This is a genomic window from Actinoplanes sp. NPDC051861 (genome assembly GCF_040681145.1).
GTDB lineage: Bacteria > Actinomycetota > Actinomycetes > Mycobacteriales > Micromonosporaceae > Actinoplanes.
In genome coordinates, this window is record NZ_JBFAYE010000001.1 from 583,030 (window position 1) to 608,745 (window position 25,716).

Sequence of the window (25,716 nt, forward strand, 5' to 3'; positions counted from 1 at the left end):
GAGGGCGGCGCGTGGCATTACGGGGTCATGGTCAAGTGAGGACTTTCGGCCCGGTGGCACCGGGCTGGGGCCGGTAGGTTGAGGGTCGTGGCACGCAGCGTGTACGTAGCGGGCTTGGGCCCGTCCGTCGGCAAGGGAACCGTGGCTCTCGGCATCGTCGAGCTGCTGTCGCGGCAGGTCGCGCGGGTGGGGGTGTTCCGGCCGCTGGTCACCGGGTCCGGGCCGGATCCGCTGCTCACCGTGCTGCGCGAGCGCTATCCCGGTCAGGTGTCCTACGACGAGTCGTTCGGCGCCACGATGGCCGAGGCGACCGCGCTGGTGGCCGACGGGCGGCGCGAGGAGCTGATCGGCCGCATCGTCGAGCGGTACCGGGCGGTCGAGCGGCAGTGCTCCTCTGTGGTGATCATCGGTAGCGACTTCACCGACAAGCTCGAGGAGGGGCGCGAGGAGCTGCCCCGCGAGCTGGCCTTCAACGCGCGGCTCGCGACCGAGTTCGGCAGCGTCGTGGTGCCCGTGGTCAGCGGTGAGGGCCGGTCGGTGGAATCGCTGACGGCGGCCGCGCGTAGTGCGTACCATTCCCTCTCTGATCTGGGCGCGACCGTGGTCGCCGTGATTGCCAACCGGGTGCCGGTCACGCTGCCGAAACCCGCGCCGCAAGGTCTCCCGGTCCCCTTCTGGGCGGTGCCGGAGGTGCCGGCCATCGCCGCACCGACGGTGGGTGAGGTGGCCACGGCTCTCGAAGCGACAATCTTTTCGGGTACGCCCGGCGCGCTCGACCGAGACGTGCTCGACTACGTCGTCGGCGCCGCGATGGTGCCCACCGTGCTGGCACACCTGACCGAGGGGGCGCTGCTGATCACCCCGGGCGACCGCGCCGACCTGCTGGTGGCCGCGAGCGCCGCGCACGCCGCCGGCACCGTCACGCTGGCCGGCCTGGTCCTGACGCTCGGCGAACCGCCGGACGAGCAGGCCGTGCGGGTGATCGAGCGGCTGAACACCGGGCTCGCGATCCTGATCGCCAAGACCGACAGCTATCACACGATCGCGGCGGCCGGCCGGATCGAGGCGCAGCTGAGCACACCACGCAAGGTGGAGGCCGCGCTCGGCGCCTTCGAGGAGCACGTCGACACCGCCACGCTCTCCGGGCTGCTCGACGTGGCCCGATCCAGCCGGGTGACCCCGCTGATGTTCGAGAACGACCTGATCGACCGGGCCCGCGCCGACCGCCGCCACCTGGTGCTGCCGGAGGGGACCGAGGAGCGCATCCTGCGTGCCACCGAGACCCTGCTGCGGCGTGGCGTCGCCGACCTCACGCTGCTCGGAGACCCGTCCGAGATCGCCCGGCGGGCCCGCGAGATCGGCGTGGAGATCGGTGGCGCGGAGCTCGTCGACCCGGCGACCTGCACCTGGCGTGAGGACTTCGCCGCCCGGTACGCCGAGATCCGCAAACACCGCGGCGTGTCCCTGGACCTGGCGTACGACGTGGTCCGCGACGTGAACTACTTCGGCACCATGATGGTCGCCGCCGGTCTGGCCGCCGGCATGGTCTCCGGCGCCACACACACCACGGCCGCGACGATCCGCCCCGCCTTCGAGATCATCAAGACCGTGCCCGAGGTGTCGGTCGCCTCCAGCGTGTTCTTCATGCTGCTCGCCGACCGCGTGCTCGTGTACGGCGACTGCGCCGTCAACCCCGACCCGGATGCCGCCCAGCTCGCCGACATCGCCCTCTCCTCGGCACGCACCGCCGCGGCGTTCGGCATCGAACCGCGGGTCGCCATGCTCTCCTACTCGACCGGCAGCTCCGGCACCGGCGCCGACGTGGACAAGGTCGCCGCCGCCACCGCGCTGGTCCGCGAGCGGGAGCCCGGCCTGCCGGTGGAGGGCCCGATCCAGTACGACGCCGCGATCGACCCGGCGGTGGCGGCCGCCAAACTGCCCGGCAGCGAGGTGGCCGGCAAGGCGACCGTCTTCGTCTTCCCCGACCTGAACACCGGCAACAACACCTACAAGGCCGTGCAGCGCTCGGCCAACGCGGTGGCGGTCGGACCGGTCATGCAGGGTCTGCGGCGGCCGGTCAACGACCTGTCCCGCGGCGCGACGGTCAAGGACATCGTCAACACGGTCGCCATCACGGCGATCCAGGCGGGAGCGAGATGACCCGGGTACTCGTGCTCAACTGCGGCTCGTCGTCGCTGCGGTACCGGCTCTTCGACGGCTCGGACGTGCTGGCCAAGGGCCTGATCCAGCGGATCGGCGAGGAGGGCGGCGACGCGGCCGGGCATCGGGAGGCACTCCAGCGGCTGATGGACACCGTGGACCTGACCGAGCTGGCCGCGGTCGGGCACCGGGTCGTGCACGGCGGCGACCGGTTCACCGCCTCGACGGTGGTGAACGACGAGGTCGCGGCGACGATCGAGGAGCTGATCCCGCTCGCGCCGCTGCACAACCCGGCCGCGCTGACCGGCATCGAGGTGGCCCGCAAGCTCCTGCCGGACGTGCCGCAGGTGGCGGTCTTCGACACCGCGTTCCACGCGACGATCCCGCCGGAGGGCGTGCGGTGGGCGATCGATCGGGAGGTCGCTCAGCGGTGGGGCATCCGGAGGTACGGGTTTCACGGGACCTCGCACGCGTACGTGTCCCGGGAGACGGCCCGGGTCCTGGGCCGGCCGGTCGAGGACACCAACGTGATCACGCTGCATCTGGGCAACGGGTCGAGCGCGACCGCCGTGGCCGGTGGCCGGAGCGTGGCCACCTCGATGGGGCTGTCACCGCTCAGCGGCCTCGTGATGGGCACCCGATCGGGTGACATCGACCCGAGCGTGGTGTTCCACCTGCACCGGGTGGCGGGCATGTCGCTCGACGAGATCGAGGACTCGCTGACCCGCCGCGGCGGCCTGCTCGGGCTCACCGGCGACAACGACATGCGTACGGTCCTGGAGCGCCGAGCCTCGGGCGACCCGGAGGCCGCACTCGCGTTCGACGTCTGCTGCCGCCGGTTGCGCGAGTACGTCGGCTCCTACCTGGCCGTTCTCGGCCGGGCGGACGCGATCACGTTCACCGCCGGGGTCGGGGAGAACTCGCCGGACATCCGGGCCGGGGCGCTGGGCGGCCTGGAAGCCCTGGGCATCGCGATCGACCCGGAGCGCAACGCCCGCAACGAGCGGATCATCTCGCCGGACGGCTCGCCGGTCACCGTGTGCGTGGTGCCCACCGAGGAGGAACTGGAGATCGCCCGCGAGGCGCGGCAGGCGATCGGATCAGGACATTAACCAGGCGACAACGGCGATCACGACGGCCACCAGGACCGCTCCGCCGATCAGCAGAGGAAGCTTGGACGGCGCCTCCGCCTCGGGGGTGGGCCGGGTGAAGGCCCGGAACGCCTCGGTGTTGCCACTCGGGTCGACGCTGTTGTCAGACATGCGCCGACCCTAGCGAAAGCGGTCAAGGATGGCGAAGCGCAGCACCTGTTCGGCGGAACCCGGTGTGATGTCCGCGACCGGTCATATGTTGATCTAGCAGGCACAATGGGTCGGGTGCTCCGACGATCCGTACTCGCCCTGGCCCTCTCCGCCGCCGCTCTCGCCGGTTGCGGCACGGACGCGCCGGCACCGGTGTCCTCCGCCGGGACCAGGGATCTGGAGCTCAACCGGGGCGGCGACCGGCCCCTGCCGACGACGGTCTGGCTCCCGGACCGCGCCGGTGCCGTTCCACTGATCTATTTCAGTCACGGGCTCACCTCGCAGCCGTCCGACTACGCCGCTCTGCTGAGCGCCTGGACCGCGGCCGGGTTCGCGGTGACCGCCCCGAAATACCCGCACACGTGGAACCAGGCCGCCGAGTACGACGCCGACGACGTGGTGAACCAGCCCGCCGACGCCCAGTACGTCATCACCGGGGTGGTCGAGGCCCTCACCGGCCGCATCGACCCGTCACGCGTCGCCGCGGCCGGGCACTCGGCCGGCGGCATCACCACGGTCGGGCTGTTCAGCGGCAGCCGCGACGCACGCCTCAAGGCCGGGCTGATCATCTCGGGACGGCAGATGCCGCAGCCCGCGCCGTTCTCCGGCACCGCGGCGCCGCTGCTGTTCGTGCAAGGTAGGCTCGACGACACGGTCACGTACGAGCAGGCGTACGGCGCGTACAACGAGGTGGCCTGGCCCAAGGCGTTCCTGGAACTGCCCGAGGGCGGCCACCTGCCGCACCGGGACGACCCCGCGCTCGTGGCGGCGGCCACCACGGACTTCTGGCGCTGGAGCCTGAACGACGACGGGGCGGCCAGGGCCCGGCTCCCGAGGGTCGCCGGGCTCACCGACCAGCTCTGATCAGACCTGGTGGTCCAGGACCACCTTGCCGAACACCTCGCCCGACTCCAGCCGGGCGAACGCGTCCGCCGCCCTTTCGAACGGGTACGTCGAGTCGATCACCGGCTTCACCTTCCCGGACGCGACCAGGTCCAGCAGGGCCGCCAGCTCGGCCGGGGTGCCCATGCTGCTGCCCAGGATCTCCAGCTGCATGGCGAAGACCCGGCGCAGGTCGACCTCGGCCTTGTGACCCGCCGTGGCTCCGCACACCACGATCCGGGCGCCGGGGGCGGCACACTTCATCGAGTGCTCGAAGGTGGGCGCCCCGACCGACTCGATGACGACGTCGACCCGCTCCGGGAGGCGCGCGCCGGGTTCCACAGCGGTCGCGCCCAGCTCGGCGACACGGTCACGTTTCCACGGTTCGCGGCTGGTGGCGTACACCCGGAGGCCCAACGCGGCGCCGAGCGCGACCGCCGCCGTGGCCACGCCCCCGCCCGCGCCCTGCACCAGCACCGAGCCGGCCTCCGCGGACCGGCCGCGGGTCACCAGCATGTGGTACGCCGTGAGCCAGGCCGTGGGCAGGCAGGCCGCCTCGGCGAACGACACACCGGCGGGCTTGGGAACCAGGTTCTCGCGCGGCGCGGCCAGCCGGTCCGCGAGCGTGCCCGGGTGCCGCTCGGAGAAGAGCGAGTAGCCCCGCGGGTCGGCCTTGTCCTCGACCACCGGGAAGACCACGACCTCGTTGCCGTCCGGGTCCACACCGGCCGCGTCGCAGCCGAGCACCATCGGCAGCCGGTCGGCGGGCAGGCCGACGCCGCGCAGGGACCAGATGTCGTGATGGTTGAGCGAGCTGGCCCGGACCTCGACCGGCACCCAGCCGTCCGGTGGGGAGAAGGGCAGTTCGCCGACGGTCAGGCCGCGCAGCGGCTCGTCGGGCTGGAGCGAGGAGGCATAAGCGGCACGCATGAACTGACCTTAGTAGCCGTTAATCGTCCTCGTCCTCGTCGTCCCGGGCGAGCCAGGTGGCCAGGCGCTCGATCGGCGTCTCGAACTCCGGGTTCAGGTCGACGAAGGTGCGCAGCTGCTCACCCAGCCACTCGAGGGTGACGGTCTCCTCGCCGCGTCGTTCGACCAGTTCCTCGATGCCGCGATCGGTGAAGTACATGTCCGGATAGTAAAAGGGGGCGCCCCGCCACGGCGGAGCGCCCCCTCGGGCTTTCAGCAGATCACGGGCGCGGGAGAGCGGCCTCGACCAGCGCGCCCTGCTCGGCCTCGTGCATCTTGGCCGAGCCGACCGCCGGGGCGGCCGCGGCCGGGCGGGAGATCCGCCGCAGGCGGACGCCCTCCAGGTGCTCCAGCAGGTTGAGCGCCACGAACGACCAGGCGCCCTGGTTGGCCGGCTCCTCCTGGACCCACGCGAAGTCCTCGGCGTTCGGGTACTTCGCGAGCTCCGCCTTCAGCTCCTCGACGGGCAGCGGGTAGATCTGCTCCATCCGCAGGATCGCGGTGTCGGTGATGCCGCGGTCGCCGCGCGCCTGCAGCAGGTCGTAGTAGACCTTGCCGGAGCAGAGCAGGACCCGCTTCACCGAGGCGCCGTCGAGTGGCTGGCCGTTCGTGCCGGAGTCGGCGAGGATCGGCTGGAACGTGCCCTGGGTGAAGTCGTTGACCGCGGACACCGCGAGCTTGTGCCGCAGCAGCGACTTCGGCGAGAACACCACGAGCGGCTTGCGCTTGCTGGACAGGCCCTGGCGGCGCAGCAGGTGGAAGTAGTTCGCCGGGGTGGTCGGGTTCGCCACCCGCATGTTGTCCTGCGCGCAGAGCTGCAGGAACCGCTCCGGGCGGCCGGACGAGTGGTCCGGGCCCTGACCCTCCATGCCGTGCGGGAGCAGCAGCACCAGCGACGACTGCTGGCCCCACTTGACCTCGCCGGAGGAGAGGAACTCGTCCACGATCGACTGGGCGCCGTTGACGAAGTCACCGAACTGGGCCTCCCAGAGGACCAGCGCGTCCGGGTTCTCCACGGAGTAGCCGTACTCGAAGCCCATCGCCGCGTACTCGCTCAGCAGCGAGTCGTGGACGAAGAACCTGGCGTTGCCGGTGGTCAGCGACGAGAGCGGCAGGAAGTCCTTGCCGGTCTTCGAGTCCACGATCGCGGCGTGCCGCGAGGTGAACGTGCCGCGGCGCGAGTCCTGGCCGGCGAGCCGGACCGTGACGCCCTGGTTGAGCAGCGAGCCGAACGCGATCAGCTCACCGAAGCCCCAGTCGATGCCGCCGTCGCTGGACATCTTGGCCCGCCGGTCGAGCAGCTGCTGGACCCGCTTGTGCGGGGTGAAGCCCTCGGGCAGCTCGACGTGCGCCTGCCCGACCGAGCGCACCACGGCGGCGTCGATCGCGGTCGGCGCCGCCGGCTCCGGCTCCTCGGCGATGATGGCCGGGCGCGGCGCCTTGCCCGCCGAGTCGCGGGTGGCCTTGAAGACCTCCTCGAGGCGGCCCTGGAAGTCGCGCAGCTGCTCCTCGGCCTCCTGCACGGTGATGTCGCCGCGGCCGATCAGCTCCTCGGTGTAGAGCTTGCGGACGCTGCGCTTGGTGTCGATGATCTGGTACATCCGGGGGTTGGTCATCGACGGGTCGTCGCCCTCGTTGTGACCGCGGCGGCGGTAGCAGACCATGTCGATCACGACGTCCTTGTTGAACGCCTGCCGGTATTCGAACGCCAGCTTCGCGACACGGACCACGGTCTCCGGGTCGTCGCCGTTGACGTGGAAGATCGGCGCCTCGACCATGCGGGCCACGTCCGTCGAGTACATCGACGAGCGGCTGTACTCGGGCGCCGTGGTGAAGCCGACCTGGTTGTTCACGATCACGTGGACCGTGCCGCCGGTGCGGTAACCGCGCAGCTGCGACAGGTTCAGCGTCTCGGCGACAACGCCCTGCCCGGCGAACGCGGCGTCGCCGTGCACCAGGACGGGCAGCACCGTGTAGCCGTGCAGGCCGAGGTCGAGGCGGTCCTGCTTGGCCCGGACGATGCCTTCCAGCACCGGGTCCACGGCCTCCAGGTGCGACGGGTTGGCGACGACGCTCACGGTGGTGGCGTGCTCACCGTCGGGCGTCGTGTACTTGCCGGTCTGCCCGAGGTGGTACTTGACGTCGCCGGAGCCGTGAGCCGACTTCGGGTCCATCCAGCCTTCAAATTCATTGAAGATCTTTTCGTACGGCTTGCCGACGATGTTGGTGAGCACGTTGAGCCGGCCACGGTGGGCCATGCCGATCACCATCTCGTCGAGACCGCCCTCGGCCGACGACTTCAGGATCGCGTCCAGCAGCGGGATCAGCGACTCGCCACCCTCGAGCGAGAACCGCTTCTGCCCGACGTACTTGGTCTGCAGGAAGGTCTCGAACGCCTCGGCCGCGTTGAGCCGGTGCAGCACGTGCTTCTGCTCGTCGGCGTCCGGCTTGGTGTACTTGACCTCGACGCGCTCCTGGATCCAGCGGCGCTCCTCCGGGTCCTGGATGTGCATGTACTCGATGCCGACCCGGCGGCAGTAGCTGTCGCGCAGCACGCCGAGGACGTCGCGCAGCTTCATCTTCTGCTTGCCGGCGAAGCCGCCGACCGGGAAGGCGCGGTCCAGGTCCCACAGGGTCAGGCCGTGCTGGAGCACGTCCAGGTCGGGGTGCTTGCGAATCGTGTACTCGAGCGGGTCGGTGTCGGCCATGAGGTGGCCGCGCACCCGATACGCGTGAATCAGCTCGACGACCCGCGCGGCCTTGTCGATCTGGCCCTCGGAGGTGCGGGCCACGTCGCGGACCCAGCGCACCGGCTCGTACGGAATACGCAGCGAGGTGAAGATCTCGTCGTAGAACCCGTGCCCGCCGAGCAGCAGCTCGTGCATCACCTTGAGGAACTCGCCGGACTGGGCGCCCTGGATGACCCGGTGGTCATACGTACTCGTGAGCGTCGTGACCTTGCTCACGCCGTGCTCGGCGAGCGTCTCGTCGCTCATGCCGGAGTACGGCGCGGGGTACTCCATGGCGCCGACGCCGATGATCGCGCTCTGCCCGTTCATCAGGCGAGGGATGGAGTGGACCGTGCCGATGCCGCCGGGGTTGGTCAGCGAGATCGTGGTCCCGGAGTAGTCCTCCATGGTCAGCTCATTGCGGCGGGCGCGGCGGACGACGTCCTCATACGCCTGCCAGAACTGGCGGAAGTCCATCGTCTCGCAGTTCTTGATGGACGGCACGACCAGCGTGCGGGAGCCGTCCTTCTTGGCGAGGTCGATGGCGATGCCCAGGTTGACGTGCTCGGGCTGCACCAGCACCGGCTTGCCGTCGACCTGCGCGTACGAGTTGTTCATCTCGGGGTGCGCGACGACCGCCCGGACCAGCGCCCAGCCGATCAGGTGGGTGAAGCTGACCTTGCCGCCCCGCCCGCGGGAGAGGTGGTTGTTGATGACGATGCGGTTGTCGACCATGAGCTTCGCCGGGACCGCGCGTACCGACGTGGCGGTGGGCACCTCGAGCGAGGTCTCCATGTTCTGCACGATCTTGGCAGCGACGCCACGCAGCGTGGTGGTCCTGGCGCCCGCGGGGGCGGTCGAGCCGTTCTCGGACGGCTTGGGCGCGGCCTTCGCCACCGGGGCGGGCTTGGCCGCTTCCGGCTTCTGCGCGGGTGCCGGGGTGACCGGCTTGGCCGGGGCGACCGTTGCCGCGGCGGGCGCGTCCGTGCCGGCCTTCGCGGCGGTGGCGGTCGCGGTGGCCGCCTTCGCCTCGTCCGGGGTCACGATCGATCCCGTGGCCATCGCCGGCTTGTAGTCGGCGAAGAAATCGTGCCAGGCAGGGTCGACACTGGTCGGGTCGGACAGGTATCGCTGGTACATCTCATCGACGATCCACTCGTTGGGACCGAAGTCCGCGAGTGGATTGTCTTGCGAAGTCTGCTGCGTCGACACTGCCGCGTTCGCCTCTTTCACCGTGTTTGTCATCACGTGACTGCCTCGTCACGCGGGACGGGTAGGATTCGGTGTCCAGGCTACGCCGTGCGCGAGCGCTGTCCGCTCAGACGTCCGCTCTGTGACCTACGCAGCCCGCAGGCCGTTGATGTCAGGCGATGTCACGCCGCTTGATGATCAGCGTGCCCAGCCCGCCGGTGACCAGCGCATAGGCGAACAGCACAGCGCCGCCTGTCCAGCGTCCCGGGCCGTCCGGCAGGTCCTGTCCGGAGATCATCACGTCCGATGCCACGGTCGGCACCAGGAAGTCCAGTTTCTCGACACCCGGGATGTAGTCACCGAGCAGGAAGAAGATCGTGGTGACCGCCACCGGGCCCAGGATGTAGAGCACGGACAGGATCAGCGTCGCCCCGAGCTGGCTGCGGATCAGCACGCCGCACCCGACGCCGAGGACCGCCCAGAGCGCGAACGCGGCGGCGTTGAGCGCGACGGCCTGCCAGACATCGCTCACGCCGAGCCGCAGCGGCATGCCGAGGCTGTTCATCACCACGGGAGTGGCGATCAGGTCGAGCAGCGTGACCACCGCCCAGAGGGAGAGGCTGATCACGATCGCCGCGGCGAACTTGGCCAGGATCACCAGCTCGCGGCGCGGGGTGGTGAGGAACGTGGTGGTCGCGGTCTGGTGATGGAACTCGTTCGTCACCATCAGCGCGCCGAGCAACAGCACGACCATGATGCCGAAGAACTGCCCGTTGGTCATGAGGTTGACCGTCACGCCGACCTCGTTGCCCGGCGGCTCGCTGGTCGAGTTGGCCCAGTTGAAGGCCAGGGACACACCCCAGAGGGGCAGCAACAGCAGGCCGAAGCCCCACCACAGCGAGGTGGTGCGGACCTTCAGCAGCTCGGCGCGTACCAGGTTCACCGGATGTCCGCCTTTCCGGCCGTCAGCTCCAGGAACACCTGCTCCAGATCCATCCGCTCGCCGATCAGCTCGTGCAGCTCCACGCCGGCGCGGAACGCGGCGTTGCCGACCTGGGCCGGCTCGGCGCCGACCACCAGCAGCGAACCGTCCGCGTCGGCGTGCACCGCCAGGCCCAGCTCGGCGATCGCGGCGGCCAGCCGGTCCGGTTCCGGGGTGCGCACCCGGACCTGCGCGGCCGAGCCGCCGCCGAGGACGTCGGAGACCGGGCCCTGCTGGACCAGCCGGCCGGCGGCCACGATCACCACGTCGTCGGCCAGCTGCTGCATCTCGGCCAGCAGGTGGCTGGAGACCAGGATCGTGCGGCCCTCGGCGGCGAGTCCCCTGAGGAGGTCGCGCATCCAGCGGATGCCCTCCGGGTCCAGGCCGTTGGCCGGCTCGTCCAGGATCAGCACCTCCGGGTCGCCGAGCATCGCGGTGGCGATGCCGAGCCGCTGGCGCATGCCCAGTGAGTAACCCTTGAACCGGCGCTCGGCGGCCGGCCGCAGTCCGACCAGGTCGAGCACCTCGTCGGCGCGGCTCGCCGGCAGCCCGGCCGACCGGCAGACCACCCGCAGGTGGTCGCGCCCGGTGCGGCCGCGGTGCGCGCTGGAGGCCTCCAGCACCGCGCCGACGTGCCGGACCGGGTCGGTCAGCTCGGTGTACTGCCGCCCGCCGATGGTGGCCTCGCCCGCGGTCGGGGTGACCAGGCCCAGCAGCATCCGCAGGGTGGTGGTCTTGCCGGCGCCGTTCGGGCCGAGGAAGCCGGTCACCCGGCCGGCCCGGACGGTGAACGAGAGGTCGTCGACGGCGCGCAGCGTCCTGTACACCTTCGTGAGGTGCTCAACGACGATCATCGATCCGCCTCCCGGGTGCCGCTGGAAGCGATCAACCTACTTGATCACGGCAATCCACGTGGCCCGTGCCGTGGCCAGGCGATCGCCGGCGGGCCCGTACACGGTGGAGTCCACCGTGGCCTTGCGCCCGGCGATCTCGACGGCGGCGCCGGTCACCACGCATTCGTCACCGGGCTCCGGGAGGGCGTGCACGGCGGCGGTGATCCGGCCGAGGACGTACGCCTGACCGCGCGCGATGGCCGCCCAGCCGCCCGGGCAGTCCAGTGCCGCCCACATGCTCTCCATCGAGACGTCGCCCGGCACGGTCCACGGTGCCGCGGTGCGCCCGTCCTCCAGTACGCCCGGAAAGATCGCCAGGCCGTCCCGTGCCGGACGCTCCGGGCCGCAGACGAAGCAGGTGGGGAACGGGTGCCCGGTGAAGCCCGGGTAGGCCTTGGACGCCTCGATCGCGGTCGCCAGCGGCACCGGCGGTACACCCTCGCCGGCGACCGCGGCCTCGCTGACCTCGGCGACGAGGGTCTCGCCCGCGTGGACCGAGCCGTCGCGCAGGTCCATCGGGGTCGCGAGCGGCGGCGGGACGCGCAGGGTGACCTGGAAGGCCGGGCCGCCGACGCGAGCACCCGCGGCACCTGCGAAGACACCCGAGCACCAGCCGCCGTTGCCGGTGCCGGGAGGTCCGTTGAAGCGTTCCGGGATCAGCATGCGGAAACCCTCGCACACGTCGTTCATTCAGCGGTCACACATCGCCACCAATCCCGACATCCCATCGGCAGACGTCGCCCTTACACAGATCTCATGGCAGTTCTGATGACCGCCGCCGCACCCACCGGGACCAGCGGCTACACCCTGTTGCTCGCGGACGACGCGAGCCAAGTCGAGGCCGCGCAGCGACTGCGCCACGACGTCTTCGCCGGCGAGCTCGGCGCGAGTCTGCCCGGTGCGGTGGACGGACGTGACACCGACGAGTTCGACGCGTACTGCGACCACCTCGTAGTGCGCGACGACGCGACCGGCGACGTGGTGGGCACCTACCGGATGCTGCCGCCGCGCGCCGCCGAACTGGCCGGCCGCCGGTACGCCGACACCGAGTTCGACCTCAGCGCGCTCCGGCCGCTGCGCGACCACCTCGTGGAGATCGGCCGCTCCTGTGTGCACCCGGACCACCGCTCCGGCGCCGTGGTCAACCTGATGTGGGCCGGCATCGCCCGCTACCTGCACCTCAACAACCTGCGGTGGCTGGGCGGCTGCGCTTCGGTCCCGCTGGGCGACGGAGGGCACACCGCGGCAGGCGTACGCGCCCGCGTCAACGCCAAGCACCTGTCCCCGCCGGCGCTGCGGGTGCGCCCGCGTACCCCCTGGGTTCCGGCCGAGGGACTTCTCGCCGACCCGAAGGTGGCGGTTCCGCCGCTGCTGCGCGGGTACCTGCGGCTGGGCAGCTGGATCTGCGGTGAGCCGGCGTACGACGCGGACTTCAACTGCGCCGACTTCTACGTGCTGTTCTCGATGGACCGGCTGGACCCTCGGTACCGCCGGCACTTCCTGGGCGCCACGCGATGATCTGGCAGCCGGCGTCGGGCTGCGGGGACCACTGTCGCTGCGGCAGCGCTGTCACGGCGACACCGGGAATGGGAACTCTGCGGGTCACCGCGCTCCTGGCCGTACTCCTCACGGGTCTTCTGCCCGCGGCGCTGCTGGGTGGCGCCGCGTTGCGCAGCCTGGCCCGCACGATCCTCGCGGTGCTCGGTGTCCGCCTGGTCCGCCGCGGCCCAGCACCGCGCCCGGGCAGCCTCCTGGTCGCCAACCACGTCTCCTGGCTGGACGTGCTGGCCCTGGTCTCGGTGACGCCGGTGCGGCTGGTGGCCAAGTGCGAGGTGAAGGGCTGGCCGGGCATCGGTGCCACGGCGGGCCGGGCCGGAGCGATCTTCATCGACCGCACCCGGCCGAAGACCCTGCCGGGGACCGTCGGCGACGTCACCGGGCAGCTGCGGGCGGGTCGCTCGGTCGCGGCCTTCCCGGAGGGCACGACGTTCTGCGGCACCGAGCACGGACCGTTCCGGCCGGCGCTGTTCCAGGCCGCGGTGGACTCCGGTGCACCGGTGGTGCCGGTCTCGATCGGTTACGACTCGACCGAGGCGGCGTTCATCGGTGACCAGACGCTATGGGACTCGGTCTGCCGCGTGGCCCGGCTGCGGCGGCTGACAGTCACGGTGGCCTTCGCGCCGGCCCTGCGCCCGGCCCCGGGTGCGGACCGCCGGGCGCTGGCCCGGGCCGCGCAGGCCAGCCTCGGTGGGGGCGGCTATCACCTGGCGGCGTGAAGCTCACAGATAATTTTCAGCAACTGTGCAGCCTCGGTGCAGCGGACAGGGACAGAATGGCGCCATGGCCGCCCAGACCCAGCCCAAGCAGAGCGAGGCGAAGCTCCTCGTCGTCGAGGACGACGCCAACATCCTCGAGTTGCTCTCCGCCAGCCTGCGTTTCGCCGGGTTCGACGTCACCACCGCGACCAGCGGCAGCGCCGCCGTCAGCGCGGCCCGCAGTTCCGCCCCCGATCTCGTCGTGCTCGACGTGATGCTGCCCGACCTCGACGGCTTCGAGGTGATCCGCCTGATGCGCGAGGGCGGGCAGCGCACACCGGTGGTCTTCCTGACCGCGCGGGACGGCACCGACGACAAGATCCGCGGCCTCACCCTGGGTGGCGACGACTACGTCACCAAGCCGTTCAGCCTGGAGGAGCTCACCGCGCGCATCCGTGCCGTGCTGCGCCGCACCAACGCCGGCGACGAGCAGCCGTCCCGCCTGGTCTTCGCCGACCTGGAGCTGGACGAGGAGACCCACGAGGTCTACCGGGCGGGCAGCCGGGTGCAGCTCTCGCCGACCGAGTTCAAGCTGCTGCGTTACCTGATGCTCAATGCCAACCGGGTGCTCTCCAAGGCGCAGATCCTCGACCACGTCTGGAAGTACGACTTCCGTGGCGACGACAACATCGTCGAGTCCTACATCTCGTACCTGCGGCGCAAGGTGGACAACGTGCAGCCCCGGCTGATCCACACCCTCCGCGGTGTGGGTTACGTGCTGCGCAAGCCAGCTGTCTAGGCGCGGTGATGAGTCTCGCCGAGCGGGTCCGGGGATCGATGCCGCGTCAGCCCAGCCTGCGCAAGATCTCGTTGCGGACCAAGCTGGTCGCCTCGGTGCTGGCGCTGGTGTTCGCCGCGCTGACGCTGATCAGTGCCGCCAGCACGTACGCGCTGCACACCTTCATGGTCAAACGGCTGGACACCCAGCTCAAGTTGATGGCGAGGGACTCGGCGACCCTCGCCGACAAGCTGAACCGGCAGTTCTTCACCCCGCCCGACTACATCGTCGCGTTCACCGCCGTGAGCGGCGCAGGTGTCCTGTCGTACGGCGCGGGCGTCGTCGAGGCCGACCTGCCACCGCTGCTGACCGGTGTCGACGCGATCGACGCGCACGCCGGCGAGCCGTACACGGCACGGGCGACCGACGGCAAGTACATGTGGCGGATGCTCGTGGTCCGCCTGGACAACGGTGCCGTGCTGCACGTCGGGCAGCGGATGACCGGCATCGACGCGGTGATCGCCCGGCTGGTCTGGGTGGACTTCCTGGTCGGTGTCGGCGTGCTGATCGCGCTCGCCACGGTCGGCGCCGCGCTGGTGCGGCAGAGCCTGATCCCGCTCATCCAGATCGAGCGCACCGCGGCCCGGATCGCCGCGGGCGACCTCACCCAGCGGGTGCCGGATCCCGAGGAGGACGGTGGCGAGGCCACCACCGAGCTCGGGCGCCTCTCCATCGCGCTGAACTCGATGCTGACCCAGATCGAGTCCGCCTTCATCGCCCGGGCGCAGTCCGAGCAGGCCGCGCGGGCCGCGGAACACGTGGCGCGGGAGGCCGCCGACGCGGCCCAGCGCTCCGAGTCGCGGGCGCTGCAGTCGGAGGAGAAGATGCGGCAGTTCGTCGCGGACGCCTCGCACGAGCTGCGCACGCCGCTGACCACCATCCGCGGGTTCGCCGAGCTGTACAGGCAGGGTGCCGTCTCCGACCCCGAGGCGGTCGCCCGGCTGGTCCGCCGGATCGAGGACGAGGCGGCCCGGATGGGGTTGCTGGTCGAGGACCTGCTGCTGCTGGCCCGGCTGGACCGGGAACGGCCGCTGACACTGGCCCCGGTGGAGCTGCCGGTGCTGGCCATGGACGCGGTGCAGGCCGCCCAGGCGACCGCTCCGGATCGCGAGATCACCCTCGAGGTGCGTGACGAGCCCGAGCGGCTGGTGGCGTACGGGGACGACGCCCGGCTCCGGCAGGTGATCGGCAACCTGATGACGAACGCGGTGGTGCACACCCCGCCGGGCGCCTCGGTCACCCTCCGGCTGTACGCGGGTGCCGGCGACCGGGCCGTCGTGGAGGTCGCGGACACCGGACCCGGTCTCGGCCCGGAGCAAGCCGAACGGGTCTTCGAGCGGTTCTACCGGGCGGACGGCGCGCGGACCCGGAAGACCGATCGGGAGGCCACCGGGACGGGTCTGGGCCTCGCGATCGTCGCGGCGATCGTGCGCGCGCACCAAGGTTCCGTTGAGGTTCTCTCCGAATCCGGCCAGGGCGCCACGTTCCGTGTATCTTTGCCGACCATAAATGCGGATAAAGGGTTCACAGAAAACGTCCAGGACTAACACAGTTCGGTACGAGTACGACGGGGCAGAGTAATCAGCATGAACGAGAACGAGACCAACCCGCGGCCCGCGGACGCCGCCGCTGACAACAGCAGTGCGGAGCGGGTGGAGTCTGAGCAGGCGACGCATGCGCAGCCGCCGGTTGCCCCGCAGTCAGGCGCTCCCCAGTCCGCGGCACCCCACTCACCGGTGCCGACGCCGCAGCCGCCGCACAGCCCCTGGTCGCCGCAGGCGTGGCACCAGCAGCAGCAGGCGGCGCAGCAGCAGCAGCCGGACTATCCGACCACCGCGGTGCCCTACGGCCACCCGCACCAGGGTTACCAGGCGCCGCAGGGTTACGGGCAGGCCGGCTACCAGCAGCACTCGGCCTATGCGGCCTGGGCCGCCGCTCAGCAGCAGCACCAGCACCAGCAGCACCCCGGAGCCGAAGGTGCGCCCTGGGCCCAGCCGGTCGGTGTTGTCGACCAGCGCCCGCCCGGCCGGGGCCGCAAGGTGTTCGTCGCCGGCGCGGCCGCGGTTCTGATCGCGGTCGGCGCGGGGGCGACCGGCGCCGCGGCCGCGATGGCGCTCAACGACAACTCGTCGCAGTCCGTGCAGACCGGCAACACCCCGGTCACCCGCGTGGTGGACCGCTCCTCGCTGGCCCAGATCGCCGCCGCGGTGCAGGACAGCGTCGTGTCGATCACCACCGGCTCGGGCGAGGGCTCCGGCGTGGTGCTCACCGCCGACGGCTACATCGTCACCAACAACCACGTGGTCGCCACCGCGCAGGGCGAGTCGGTGAACATCATCTTCGCCGACGGCACCAAGGCGAGCGCGACCGTCGTGGGCACCGACCCGCGCACCGACCTGGCCGTCGTGAAGGCCAGCGGTGTCTCCAACCTCAAGGCCGCCACCTTCGGCGACAGCGCGCAGACCCAGGTCGGCGACACCGTGCTGGCACTGGGCAGCCCGCTCGGCCTGGAGGGCTCGGTGACCGCCGGCATCATCAGCGCCAAGGACCGGAGCATCCAGTCCGGCGGCGAGGAGGAGCAGACCCCGCAGAACCCGTTCGGCGGCGGACAGCAGCAGCAACAGCAGCAGCAGCAGCAGGGCACGACCACGATGACCGGCCTGCTGCAGACCGACGCGCCGATCAACCCGGGCAACTCCGGTGGCGCGCTGGTCAACACGAACGGTGAGGTGATCGGCATCAACTCGGCGATCGCCACCTCCGGGTCGAACTCGGGCAACATCGGCCTGGGCTTCGCGATCCCGAGCAACAAGGCCCGGCAGGTCGCCGAGGCGCTCATGCAGGGCAAGAAGGTCAGCCACCCGGCACTCGGCGTCAGCGTCACCGACGCGGAGAACGGCGGGGCCCTGATCAGCAGCGTCACCGGCGACAGTGCGGCGGCCAAGGCCGAACTCCAGCAGGGCGACGTGGTCACCAAGGTCGACGGCAAGGCGATCGAGGACTCCGACGACCTCGTGGCGGCCGTCCAGGCGGGCACCGTTGGTCAGAAGATGACGCTGACCTTCACCCGCAACGGCAGCGAGAAGACGGTCACCGTCACGCTGCAAGAGGCCGGATAAACAGACGTAATCCCTTCCGCCACGGCGGGTGACGCGACCAGGGGTGGGCGCGTCACCCGCCGTATCTCTCTCTATGCCGTGATTCAGGACCTTCGCGACCAACAGGCTATTTTTGCCGCCGGGGACTCGCGTTTGCCCAGGCGACCGCCTAATCTCCATGGGCCGTCGGGCGTTGCTGTGGAGTGAGAGGCCCCCTGAGTTGACCTACGTCGAGACCCGGAGCAACGTCTGGGAAGCGCTGGCCGGCCGGGCCCCCGGCATGCCTTCCGGCCCCGTCGACGCCGGGCTCTGGCACACCGTGGCCGAGCGGCTGAACCCGGCGAGTGCCCGGCCCGTCCTGCGTCCCGGCATCGAGGTCCGGCACCGCACCGCGGTCCGCGGCGGGCGATACGTGATGCTGCGCTCCCCCGACGAGGACGGCCGCAGCTCCTACCTGCGGCTGACCCCGGAGGAGTACCAGCTGGCGCTGATGATGGACGGCGTCAGCACGGTGGCCAGGCTGGTCGCCGAGTTCGCCCGGATCGCCGGGCGGCTCGCACCCGACCAGGTCCGCCGCGTCGTCGCCGACCTCGCCGCCAACCGGATGCTGGAAGAGCTGCCGACGGACGCCTTCCGCCCGCTGCGCGAGATGGTCCGCGAGCCGCTGAACAAGCGGGTCGGCAACTCGCTGCGCGCCGCCGCCCGCGGCCGTCAGATCCTCTCCGTCGAGGTGGACGGCCTGATCACCACGCTCTACCGGACGGCGGGGCGGTTCCTGTTCACCCGCGCCGCGGTCTGGGTGGGCGGGCTGTTCGCGCTCGCCGGGGTGCTGCTCTTCGCGCTGACCTGGCAGCAGGGCAGCCGTTCGCTCTTCCTGGCCGGCGACTCGTACCTGTTGGGTGCGATCGCCCTGCTCCTGCTGAACGTGCTGGCACTGGCCGCGCACGAGCTGGGCCACGCGCTCGCCGCCAAACGCGTCGGCCGGGAGGTCCCCACCGCCGGCCTGTTGCTGTACTTCGGGATTCCCACGGTCTTCGTCGACACCAGTGACGTCTGGATGGCCGGCCGGCGCGCCCGGATCGCGGTCACCGCGTCCGGCCCGGCCACCGCGCTGGGACTGGCCGGCCTGGTCCAGGTGATCGGGCTGGCCGTGCCCGCTACCGGCGGGATCGCCTTCAAGCTGGCCTTCCTCTTCTACCTGCACGTGTTCTTCAACCTCAGCCCGCTGCTGCCCCTGGACGGGCAGTACCTGTTGATGGACTGGCTGGAGATCCCCGACGTGCGGGCCCGCGGCCTGTCCTGGGTCTCCGGGCGGCTGCGCGGCCGCGGACCGGGCTGGTCCAAGCTGGACCGCGAGGGCCGGCTGGTCGCCCTCTACGGGCTGCTGGCGATCCTCTGGCTGATCGCCGCGCTGGGTCTGGGCTACCGGCTCTGGACCGACCGGATCTCCGGGCTCGCGGTCGGCCTCTGGTACGGCGGGTTCGGCTCCCGGCTGCTGCTGCTCGTGATCGTCCTTGGCATCGCCGCCCCGCCGCTGTACTTCCTGCTCGGCCGCCTCGGCAAGGGCTGGCGCCGGTGGCGGCAGCGTGCCGCCGAGCGCAACCGGGGCGCCGACCTGCCCCGACGCCTGGCCGCGCTGCACGCCTCCGAGCTCGGCGGCCTGCCCGAGCCTGCGCTGGAGGGACTGGCCGCGCGGGCCCGCTGGATGCACCCGTCCACCGGCCGCCAGCTGGTTCTCGCCGGTGATCACCAGACCGCTGTCTACGTCGTGGTCGAGGGCGCCCTGCACGGCCGCCGCCCCGGCGACCCGGGTGGCACGATCCGGCACCACGTCGGCCCGGGTGGTGTGGTCGGCCTCGCCAGCGCGCTCACCGGGCGCACCGCCCAGCTCGACTGGCACACCGCCGGGACCACACTGCTCGCCCTGCCGGTCTCCACGGTGACCTCGGTGATCGGCCCGATGCCCGGCCCGCCGCCGCAGGAGCGCGACGAGGCCGAGGCGCTCTTCGCCGACACCCCGGCGCTGTCCGGGCTGGAGGAGGACCAGAGGCTCGCGCTCATCGCCGGGGCACACCCGGTCGATCTGGACCCGGGCGACCCGGTGATCCTGCACGGCCCGACCCACGCGGTCGTGGTGGAGTCCGGCGTCATCGCCATGCCCGACGGCGTCGAGCTGCGCCGCGGCACCCTGGTCGGCCCGGTCGGCGACGGCAGCCCCGGCATGGTGGCCCAGGCGCGTACCCCGGTCCGGCTCTGGATCATCCCGGACGCGTCCGACCTCCCGCCGCTGGTCGGCGGCCACGGGCCGGGCGCGCCGATGCCCGCCATCCGGCCCAGCGCGCCGGTCGCGGTGCGGCCCGGTGCCGCGCACCCGCCCCTGGCGGTGCCGCCCGGACCGCCCGAGATCACCGGTGAGTACGACGTGGACAGTCACTTCGAGCGCCGGATGTGGATGTTCGTCACGGTGCTCGTGGTGTTCGCCCTGTTCAGCGTCGGGCTCAACCTGCGCTCCGGCCCGGCGTGGGCGGAGATGCCCGCCGAGCGCGTGCTGCTCAGCGTGGACCGCGGTCAGGCCACCACGGCCGCCGGCGAATCGCTGGCCGCCGGTGACGACCGGTACCTGAGCGCCGGTGCGCAGATCGATGTGCCGGGGTCGGCGCGGGCCCGGCTGACCTTCCCGGGCGGTGCGAGTGTCGTGCTGTGCCCCGGGTCGCGTACCGAGGTGAGCGAGGTCGCGGTGCAGCGCGGGCGGGAGTCGGTGCCCTCCGGCAAGCTGAAGCTGGAGAACGGTCGGCTGCTGGCTGCCACCACGAGTTCCAGTGGGGCCTACGCGCCGCTGGGGCTCACGGTTGCGCGGACCCAGGGTGATGTCACCGCCGACGGTGAAGCGTGGTTCTCCGCGGATCTCACGACCGTCACCGTGTCCACCGGTTCGGTGGCCGTCGGCGGCGCCACTAGCCCCGCCGAGGGCGCGGAGCTGGACTGCGGTGACGGCGTCAAGGTCGAGCCGCCGTCGTCGGACCCGAGCGAGGACCCCGGGGTGTGGGAGTCGATCCCGCCCGAGACCGAGCCCACCGAGCCCTCGGCCCCGGCGAGCACCGAGGTCACGACACCGGCCACCACGGCGACGACGACCGAGCCGGTGCCGACGACCGCGCCGACCACGACCGCGGCGACCACCCCGCCGGTCCCGACGATCCCGACCAGCCGACCGACCCGGACCACCACCCGGCCGCCGGCGCCGACGACGGAGCCGACCACACCCACGACCGCACCGACCACCGATCCGACGACCGAGCCGCCCACGACCCCACCGACCACGACGTCGACCGCCAGCGCGGACGGACCGGGTACACCTTCCGCCGGCTAGCGATCGCCGCCCCGCCAGACAGGGAGACCGCGATGCTGTGCTGGTTCTGTGCCGAGGCCGCGCGTGCCACATGCCGGTTCTGCGGGCGCGGTGTGTGCGCCGAGCACGCCCGGTTCGGGCCGTTCCTGCTGGAGGTCAGCAGGTCGGTGCGGCGGGACCAGACCGAGGCGCTGGTGGTCGAGGACGCGGTGCAGTGCGGCACCTGCCGTCCCCGACCACAGCCGGTCGCCATGCCCGAGCTGGACTGATCACCGGTTCACGTACGGCGTGACGGCGTTCGCGAGCGCCTGCCGGAGCATCGACTTGGGTCGGGCGCCGACGATCGTGCCGGTCAGCACGCCGCCGGTGAAGAACAGCAGGGTGGGCATCGAGGTCACCCGGTAGTCGCGGACGGTCGCCGGGTTGGCGTCGGCGTCAAGTTTTCCGATCAGGACCTGCCCGCGGAACTCCTCGGCCAGCTCGCCCAGCACGTGTGCCATCGGGCGGCACGGCGGGCACCACTCGGCCCAGACGTCGATCACCACGGGTGCGCCGGCCTCGGCGAGGGTCGAGGCGAACGTCGCGTCGGTAACGGTGATCAGGGATTCAGCAGGCATCGGGCCTCCCGGTGTTCGATGGCTTGGCTCAACTGCTCCCGCAGCCGCTGCCGTACGCCGGTCAGCTGCTCGAGGTAGCCGTCCACCTCGGCCAGCCGCCGTCGCAGCACCGCGACCGAGTCGGGGCACACGTGCCCGGCGGTGTTGCCGGCCCGCAGGCAGTCGACGAAGGGTTTGATGTCGTCCACGCCGAACCCGTCGGCGAGCAGCGCCCGGATCTCGTTGACAACGCGCAGTTCACCGTCGTCGTACTGGCGGTAGCCGTTGGCGTCGCGGCGCGGACGGATCAGTCCGTGCTCTTCGTAGTAGCGCAGCGTGCGCGGGCTCGTGCCGGCCCGCTCGGCGAGCTCTCCGATAAGCATGAACCGAACGGTATGCCCTGACACCGGCGTCAAGGCAAGGCCGCAAGATCGTGGGAGGATGGGAGCCATGGTCGACGGTCCGGTCGCGTTCGTGCTGGGTGGCGGCGGGGTGCTGGGCGCCGTCGAGGTGGGCATGCTGCGCGCGCTGTTCCGGGCCGGGTTCCGGCCGGATGTGGTGGTCGGCACATCGATCGGCGCGGTCAACGGCGCGCTGGTCGCCGCCGAGCCCGCCGAGTCGGTCACCGACCGCCTGGTGCGGCTCTGGACCTCGCCGGAGGCGGCCGCGGTCTACGGCGACTCGATCGGCCGCCAGATGCGCCGGTTCGCCGCGCGGACCCACCTGCACTCGCCGCGCCCGCTGCGCCGCCTGCTGGAGGGCGAACTGGGCGAGGGCGTCGAGTTCGCCGACCTGAAGGTCCCGTTCCGGTGCTGCGCGGCCAGCATCGAGCGCGCCGCCGAGCACTGGTTCGACAGCGGGCCCCTGGTCGACGCGGTGCTCGCCTCGTCGGCCGTGCCCGGACTGCTGCCACCGATGGAGATCGAGGGCGAGCACTATGTGGACGGTGGGATCGTGAACTCGATCCCGATCGGCGAGGCGGTCCGGGTCGGCGCGAAACTGATCTTCGTCCTGCAGGTCGGCCGCGTGGAGCGCCAGCTCAGCGTCCCGCGGCGGCCCTGGGAGGTGGCGCAGGTGGCGTTCGAGATCGCCCGGCGGCACCGGTTCGCCCGGGAACTTGCCATGCTGCCCGACGATGTACGGGTGCATGTGCTTCCGAGTGGCGGTGGCGAGACGCGCGACGACTCGCCGTGGGCGTACCGCGACATGGCCTCGGTGGGGCGCCGGATCAGCCGGGCGTACACCGCGTCCCGCCGCTATCTGACCGCCAACGTGCATCCGCTGCCGGATCCGGGCGGCCGCCGATGACGCTGCCGCCGATCTGGGTCCGCCGCCTGGTGATCGCCCCGGCCGTCGTGGTTCTGGCGTTCGTGCTGCTCACCACCCTGCCGGTCTGGCTGCTGATCGCGCTGGCGGTCTCGCCGCTCGTGCCGGGCCGGCTGCGGGTGCCCCGGGTGGTCTTCCTGGGCATCGTCTACCTGGTCTGGGACGCGCTGGCGCTGGTCCTGCTCTCGGTGATCTGGGTGGCCTCCGGTTTCGGGTGGCGGATCCGCGGCCCCTGGTTCCAGCGGGCGCACTACGTGATGACCGGGCGTTTCCTCAGCGTGCTGTTCTGGTTCGCGCGCTGGTCGCTGCACCTGGAGATCGACGTGGTCGGCACCGACCCGGACACCGCCCAGCCGGGCCGTCCGGAGATCGTGGTCAGCCGGCACGCCGGTCCCGGTGACTCGTTCACGCTGATCCACGCGCTGGTGAACTGGTTCGCCCGGGAGCCGCGGATCGTGCTGAAGGCCGCCCTGCAGTGGGACCCGGCCGTGGACGTGCTGCTCAACCGCCTGCCCAACCGGTTCATCTCGCCGGGCCGGACCGGCACCGTCACGCTGGAGGAGCAGATCGGTGACCTGGCCACCGGCCTGGACCACAACGACGCCTTCGTGATCTTCCCGGAGGGCGGCAACTTCACGCCGCGCCGCCGGGTCAGCGCGATCGCCCGTCTGCGGGCGCGCGGCCTGGGTGACCTCGCGGTCAAGGCGGAGGGCCTGCGCAACCTGTTGCCGCCGAAACCGGGCGGCCTGCTCGCCGCGATCGAAGCGGCGCCGGACGCGGGCGTCATCTTCGTGGCGCACACCGGGCTCGACCGGATGCTGAGCGTGTCCGACGTCTGGCGCGAGCTGCCGATGGACAAGAAGCTGGTGATGCGGTTCTGGAGCGTGCCTCCGGAGGAGGTGCCGGCCGGTGAGCAGGAGCGGATCGACTGGCTCTACGACTGGTGGGCGCGTATCGACGCGTGGATCGACGAGCACCGGCCGGCACCGCGGCCTCTGTGGACTCCCCGGGGTCAGCCGCCGAGCGCTCGGTAGACGTCCTCCGGGGCCTCGACGATCTGCGCGGTCGGCGGGCGCTCGGCGGTGACGGTCGTACCGTAATCGGTGTACAGCGCCTCGAGCGTGGTCGACTGCGGCAGCTGGAGCGTCAGCACCGAGAGCCGGCCCTGCTCGTCGACACCGGCCGTGAACGGCACCCGCTGCGCCGCCGGGCCGTACCCCTCGATGGTCACCTTGTCGAGGCCGGCGACGCCGGTGGCCTTTGTCAGGTCCACCGTCCCGGCGTAGGAGCTGGGCCCGGTGGCGTGCACGTCGGTGTTCGTGCTGATCAGGTTCGCGGTGTCGACCGGGTCGATCCGGCCGGGGCGCAGGCCGACGTTGGCACCCTCCGGCAGCCGGGTCATGTCCAGGTGCGTCCAGGTGCCGTCCTTGGTGATGCCGGGGATCTGTGCGTACAGGTCCTCGCCGATCAGCAGCGACTTCACGGTCAGCTTGGTGTTGGTGCCCTCGGCGGTGAGCTCGGCCGTGCCCTTGCTGCCCGGCGCGTCGATGAGCGCGGTCAGGTTGAAGCCGGCGCCGGCCGTGAGGGTCATCTTGAAGCTGGTGGTGCCGAGCTTGGCAGTGGCGCCGGCGAGCGCCTGCGCCGCCGCGGGGTCGGCCGAGGTTGACGGCGCGGGTGCGGCGGGCGCCGAAGCGGGAGCGGAGGAGTCCGGTGTCGCGGTGGAGGAGTTGGCGCAGCCGGCCACCGCGAGGGCGGCGGCCGCCGCCGCGAGGCCTAGTCCGGCAAGCCGTGGTGTCCGCATGTCGATCCCTCCTGCTGTGCCGGCACCCGGGGTGACGCCGGTCGATGGCGCAATTCCCGGAATCGCCGGACGGCAAACGGACACGGCGGGTCAAACGGACACTACACAGCGGCCCCGTTTTTCTGGCGATCATGGGCGGGGCATGATGGGTGGACGCGCACGCAGAGGGGGAGGACTCGTGAGATTCGAGGTCAGCAAGGTCCTCGACGCCATCGAGGCCCGGCTCACCACCGACCCGGCCCTGGCCCGGGGTGTGGTTGATCTTTCGGAGGTCGTGCGTTATGCCGACCTCGACGGCGGCCGCCCGGCCAGCCTGGTACGCCTCGGCCTGCTGGTCGACGCTCTCGGCCGCTACATGGCCGAGGAGAACGTCCCGGTCTACGCGGTCGCGCCGCGTGCCCTCATCTCGGACACCGACCTCACCTCGAACGAGCGCATGGTGGTCCGCCGCTGGGCCGACGACGGCAAGATCGAGGTGGTTCCGCAGCTCGACGACCGGGTGCTGGAGGTGGCCGAGCTGCTCGGTCTGCCGGTGCTCACCCGCGACCGGGAGGACCGCTTCCGGGACCGCCGCCCGTGGGTGGCCGATCCGGGACGGCTGCTCGCCCTCGTGTCGGATCAGGGCGGCCCGACGCTGGTGCCCCGGGTGGGACGCGGCGAGACCGCACCGCCGGTGCCCCGGTCCCCGCTCGGCGAGCGCATGCTCGCGCGGGTGTGGAGCTGCCCGGCGCCGAACTGCAACGCCTACGGCACCGGCGGCGACTCGGACAGCCCGTTCGCCGACATGCGCGTCTACACCAGCCCGGTCTCCCAGCCGCCACCGATGCTGCGGTCGGGCGCGCCGACCTGCCCGCGGCACGGCGAGCGGCTGCGTGACGTCGGCGCGCGTCCGGCGACCGAGGTCTTCTCGGTGCGCATCGACGGCGTGATCCGCCAGCGTTTCGTGGTCTCCGAGGAGAAGCCGGTGGTCGTGGGCCGTGCGCCGGAGGGCGGCTCGGGGATCATGCTCGGTCAGTGGCTGACCGACGAGGCCCGCAAATGGATCAGCCGAGGGCACGTTCAGTTCACGCTGCGGGGCGGCGAGGTGACCGTTCAGGATGTCAGCACGAACGGCAGCGGCATCCGGCCCGGCGGTTCGGACAACGACGACGAGCGCATCACGCTGAAGCGCCAGGAGAGCCGCAAGCTCGGTGCCGAGGACGTGGTCGAGCTCTACGGCGGTGTGCACGTCGGCCGGTCCAAGCTCTGGGCCAGCGGCGGGGTCGTGCAACCCGAGTCGGTGATGGGCGAGGCGCCGACGATGGCCTTCCGGCCGGTTGGTCGCTGATCTTGACGCCGCCGCCGGA

At 71.5% G+C, this 25,716-nt stretch carries 23 protein-coding genes; 13 read left to right on the plus strand and 10 right to left on the minus strand.

Features of this window, described 5'->3' with window-relative positions; translation table 11 throughout:
• Positions 1-78: 78 nt before the first annotated feature.
• Both pta and AB0M02_RS03055 read left to right on the plus strand, forming a co-directional pair.
• The gene (gene pta, locus AB0M02_RS03050; RefSeq protein WP_364220518.1) at positions 79-2,160 is read left to right on the plus strand and encodes a phosphate acetyltransferase; all 2,082 of its coding nucleotides are present in this window, start codon (positions 79-81) and stop codon (positions 2,158-2,160) included.
• Entirely contained in the window at positions 2,157-3,272 is a 1,116-nt protein-coding gene (locus AB0M02_RS03055; protein WP_364220521.1) for an acetate kinase, read from the plus strand. Before pta ends, AB0M02_RS03055 begins: the two co-directional genes overlap by 4 nt.
• Here AB0M02_RS03055 and AB0M02_RS03060 read toward each other — a convergent pair.
• Positions 3,261-3,422 carry a hypothetical protein gene (locus AB0M02_RS03060; RefSeq protein ID WP_364220524.1) on the minus strand — a complete coding sequence of 54 codons (162 nt, stop codon included), beginning with the start codon at positions 3,420-3,422 and terminating at the stop codon, positions 3,261-3,263. The genes AB0M02_RS03055 and AB0M02_RS03060 overlap by 12 nt on opposite strands.
• 114 nt (positions 3,423-3,536) lie before the next feature.
• Between AB0M02_RS03060 and AB0M02_RS03065 the strand changes: the two genes are divergently transcribed.
• Positions 3,537-4,325 carry an alpha/beta hydrolase gene (locus AB0M02_RS03065; RefSeq protein WP_364220527.1) on the plus strand — a complete coding sequence of 263 codons (789 nt, stop codon included), beginning with the start codon at positions 3,537-3,539 and terminating at the stop codon, positions 4,323-4,325.
• Here AB0M02_RS03065 and AB0M02_RS03070 read toward each other — a convergent pair whose 3' ends face one another.
• The 6 genes from AB0M02_RS03070 to AB0M02_RS03095 all read right to left on the minus strand — a co-directional run bounded on the left by AB0M02_RS03070 (position 4,326) and on the right by AB0M02_RS03095 (position 11,770).
• A complete protein-coding gene (locus AB0M02_RS03070; RefSeq protein ID WP_364220530.1) occupies positions 4,326-5,273 on the minus strand; it encodes a zinc-binding dehydrogenase in 948 nt (315 codons plus the stop codon).
• A gap of 19 nt (positions 5,274-5,292) precedes the next feature.
• Positions 5,293-5,472, minus strand: coding sequence for a DUF6104 family protein (locus AB0M02_RS03075; RefSeq protein WP_364220532.1), 180 nt, complete (start codon positions 5,470-5,472; stop codon positions 5,293-5,295).
• Positions 5,473-5,533: 61 nt separating this feature from the next.
• On the minus strand, positions 5,534-9,253 hold the full coding sequence (locus tag AB0M02_RS03080; RefSeq protein WP_364222514.1) for a multifunctional oxoglutarate decarboxylase/oxoglutarate dehydrogenase thiamine pyrophosphate-binding subunit/dihydrolipoyllysine-residue succinyltransferase subunit: 3,720 nt from the start codon (positions 9,251-9,253) through the stop codon (positions 5,534-5,536).
• A 151-nt stretch (positions 9,254-9,404) separates the two neighbouring features.
• Positions 9,405-10,175, minus strand: a complete 771-nt coding sequence (locus AB0M02_RS03085) for an ABC transporter permease (RefSeq protein WP_364220535.1) — start codon at positions 10,173-10,175, stop codon at positions 9,405-9,407.
• Entirely contained in the window at positions 10,172-11,068 is an 897-nt protein-coding gene (locus AB0M02_RS03090; RefSeq protein ID WP_364220538.1) for an ABC transporter ATP-binding protein, read from the minus strand. Before AB0M02_RS03090 ends, AB0M02_RS03085 begins: the two co-directional genes overlap by 4 nt.
• Before the next feature lie 36 nt (positions 11,069-11,104).
• The gene (locus AB0M02_RS03095) at positions 11,105-11,770 is read right to left on the minus strand and encodes a hypothetical protein (protein ID WP_364220541.1); all 666 of its coding nucleotides are present in this window, start codon (positions 11,768-11,770) and stop codon (positions 11,105-11,107) included.
• A 93-nt stretch (positions 11,771-11,863) separates the two neighbouring features.
• On the opposite strand from AB0M02_RS03095, the gene AB0M02_RS03100 reads away from it, so the two are divergent.
• The 7 genes from AB0M02_RS03100 to AB0M02_RS03130 all read left to right on the plus strand — a co-directional run bounded on the left by AB0M02_RS03100 (position 11,864) and on the right by AB0M02_RS03130 (position 20,916).
• Positions 11,864-12,625 (plus strand): GNAT family N-acyltransferase, encoded by a 762-nt coding sequence (locus tag AB0M02_RS03100; protein ID WP_364220544.1) that lies wholly within the window; start codon positions 11,864-11,866, stop codon positions 12,623-12,625.
• Positions 12,626-12,693: 68 nt separating this feature from the next.
• Positions 12,694-13,383 (plus strand): lysophospholipid acyltransferase family protein, encoded by a 690-nt coding sequence (locus AB0M02_RS03105; RefSeq protein WP_364220546.1) that lies wholly within the window; start codon positions 12,694-12,696, stop codon positions 13,381-13,383.
• A gap of 64 nt (positions 13,384-13,447) precedes the next feature.
• On the plus strand, positions 13,448-14,161 hold the full coding sequence (locus tag AB0M02_RS03110; protein WP_364220549.1) for a response regulator transcription factor: 714 nt from the start codon (positions 13,448-13,450) through the stop codon (positions 14,159-14,161).
• A gap of 8 nt (positions 14,162-14,169) precedes the next feature.
• Positions 14,170-15,747: an ATP-binding protein gene (locus AB0M02_RS03115; RefSeq protein WP_364220552.1), complete on the plus strand. Its 1,578-nt coding sequence runs from the start codon at positions 14,170-14,172 to the stop codon at positions 15,745-15,747.
• A 39-nt stretch (positions 15,748-15,786) separates the two neighbouring features.
• Entirely contained in the window at positions 15,787-17,319 is a 1,533-nt protein-coding gene (locus AB0M02_RS03120) for a trypsin-like peptidase domain-containing protein (protein ID WP_364220554.1), read from the plus strand.
• A 199-nt stretch (positions 17,320-17,518) separates the two neighbouring features.
• Positions 17,519-20,668, plus strand: coding sequence for a cyclic nucleotide-binding protein (locus AB0M02_RS03125; protein WP_364220557.1), 3,150 nt, complete (start codon positions 17,519-17,521; stop codon positions 20,666-20,668).
• Positions 20,669-20,700: 32 nt separating this feature from the next.
• Positions 20,701-20,916 carry a hypothetical protein gene (locus tag AB0M02_RS03130; RefSeq protein ID WP_364220560.1) on the plus strand — a complete coding sequence of 72 codons (216 nt, stop codon included), beginning with the start codon at positions 20,701-20,703 and terminating at the stop codon, positions 20,914-20,916.
• On the opposite strand, the gene AB0M02_RS03135 is transcribed toward AB0M02_RS03130, so the two are convergent.
• Together AB0M02_RS03135 and AB0M02_RS03140 are read right to left on the minus strand one after the other, a co-directional pair.
• On the minus strand, positions 20,917-21,264 hold the full coding sequence (locus tag AB0M02_RS03135) for a thioredoxin domain-containing protein (RefSeq protein WP_364220563.1): 348 nt from the start codon (positions 21,262-21,264) through the stop codon (positions 20,917-20,919).
• On the minus strand, positions 21,246-21,626 hold the full coding sequence (locus tag AB0M02_RS03140; RefSeq protein WP_364220566.1) for a MerR family transcriptional regulator: 381 nt from the start codon (positions 21,624-21,626) through the stop codon (positions 21,246-21,248). The genes AB0M02_RS03135 and AB0M02_RS03140 overlap by 19 nt, the downstream gene beginning before the upstream one ends.
• 67 nt (positions 21,627-21,693) lie before the next feature.
• Between AB0M02_RS03140 and AB0M02_RS03145 the strand changes: the two genes are divergently transcribed.
• Both AB0M02_RS03145 and AB0M02_RS03150 read left to right on the plus strand, forming a co-directional pair.
• On the plus strand, positions 21,694-22,551 hold the full coding sequence (locus tag AB0M02_RS03145) for a patatin-like phospholipase family protein (RefSeq protein ID WP_364220569.1): 858 nt from the start codon (positions 21,694-21,696) through the stop codon (positions 22,549-22,551).
• Positions 22,548-23,603, plus strand: coding sequence for a 1-acyl-sn-glycerol-3-phosphate acyltransferase (locus AB0M02_RS03150; protein ID WP_364220572.1), 1,056 nt, complete (start codon positions 22,548-22,550; stop codon positions 23,601-23,603). The genes AB0M02_RS03145 and AB0M02_RS03150 overlap by 4 nt, the downstream gene beginning before the upstream one ends.
• On the opposite strand, the gene AB0M02_RS03155 is transcribed toward AB0M02_RS03150, so the two are convergent.
• A complete protein-coding gene (locus tag AB0M02_RS03155; protein WP_364220575.1) occupies positions 23,582-24,370 on the minus strand; it encodes a hypothetical protein in 789 nt (262 codons plus the stop codon). The two genes, AB0M02_RS03150 and AB0M02_RS03155, sit on opposite strands and share 22 nt — an antisense overlap.
• A 178-nt stretch (positions 24,371-24,548) precedes the next feature.
• On the opposite strand from AB0M02_RS03155, the gene AB0M02_RS03160 reads away from it, so the two are divergent.
• Complete coding sequence (locus AB0M02_RS03160) at positions 24,549-25,697, plus strand: FHA domain-containing protein (protein ID WP_364220578.1); 1,149 nt, start codon at positions 24,549-24,551, stop codon at positions 25,695-25,697.
• Positions 25,698-25,716 lie beyond the last annotated feature (19 nt).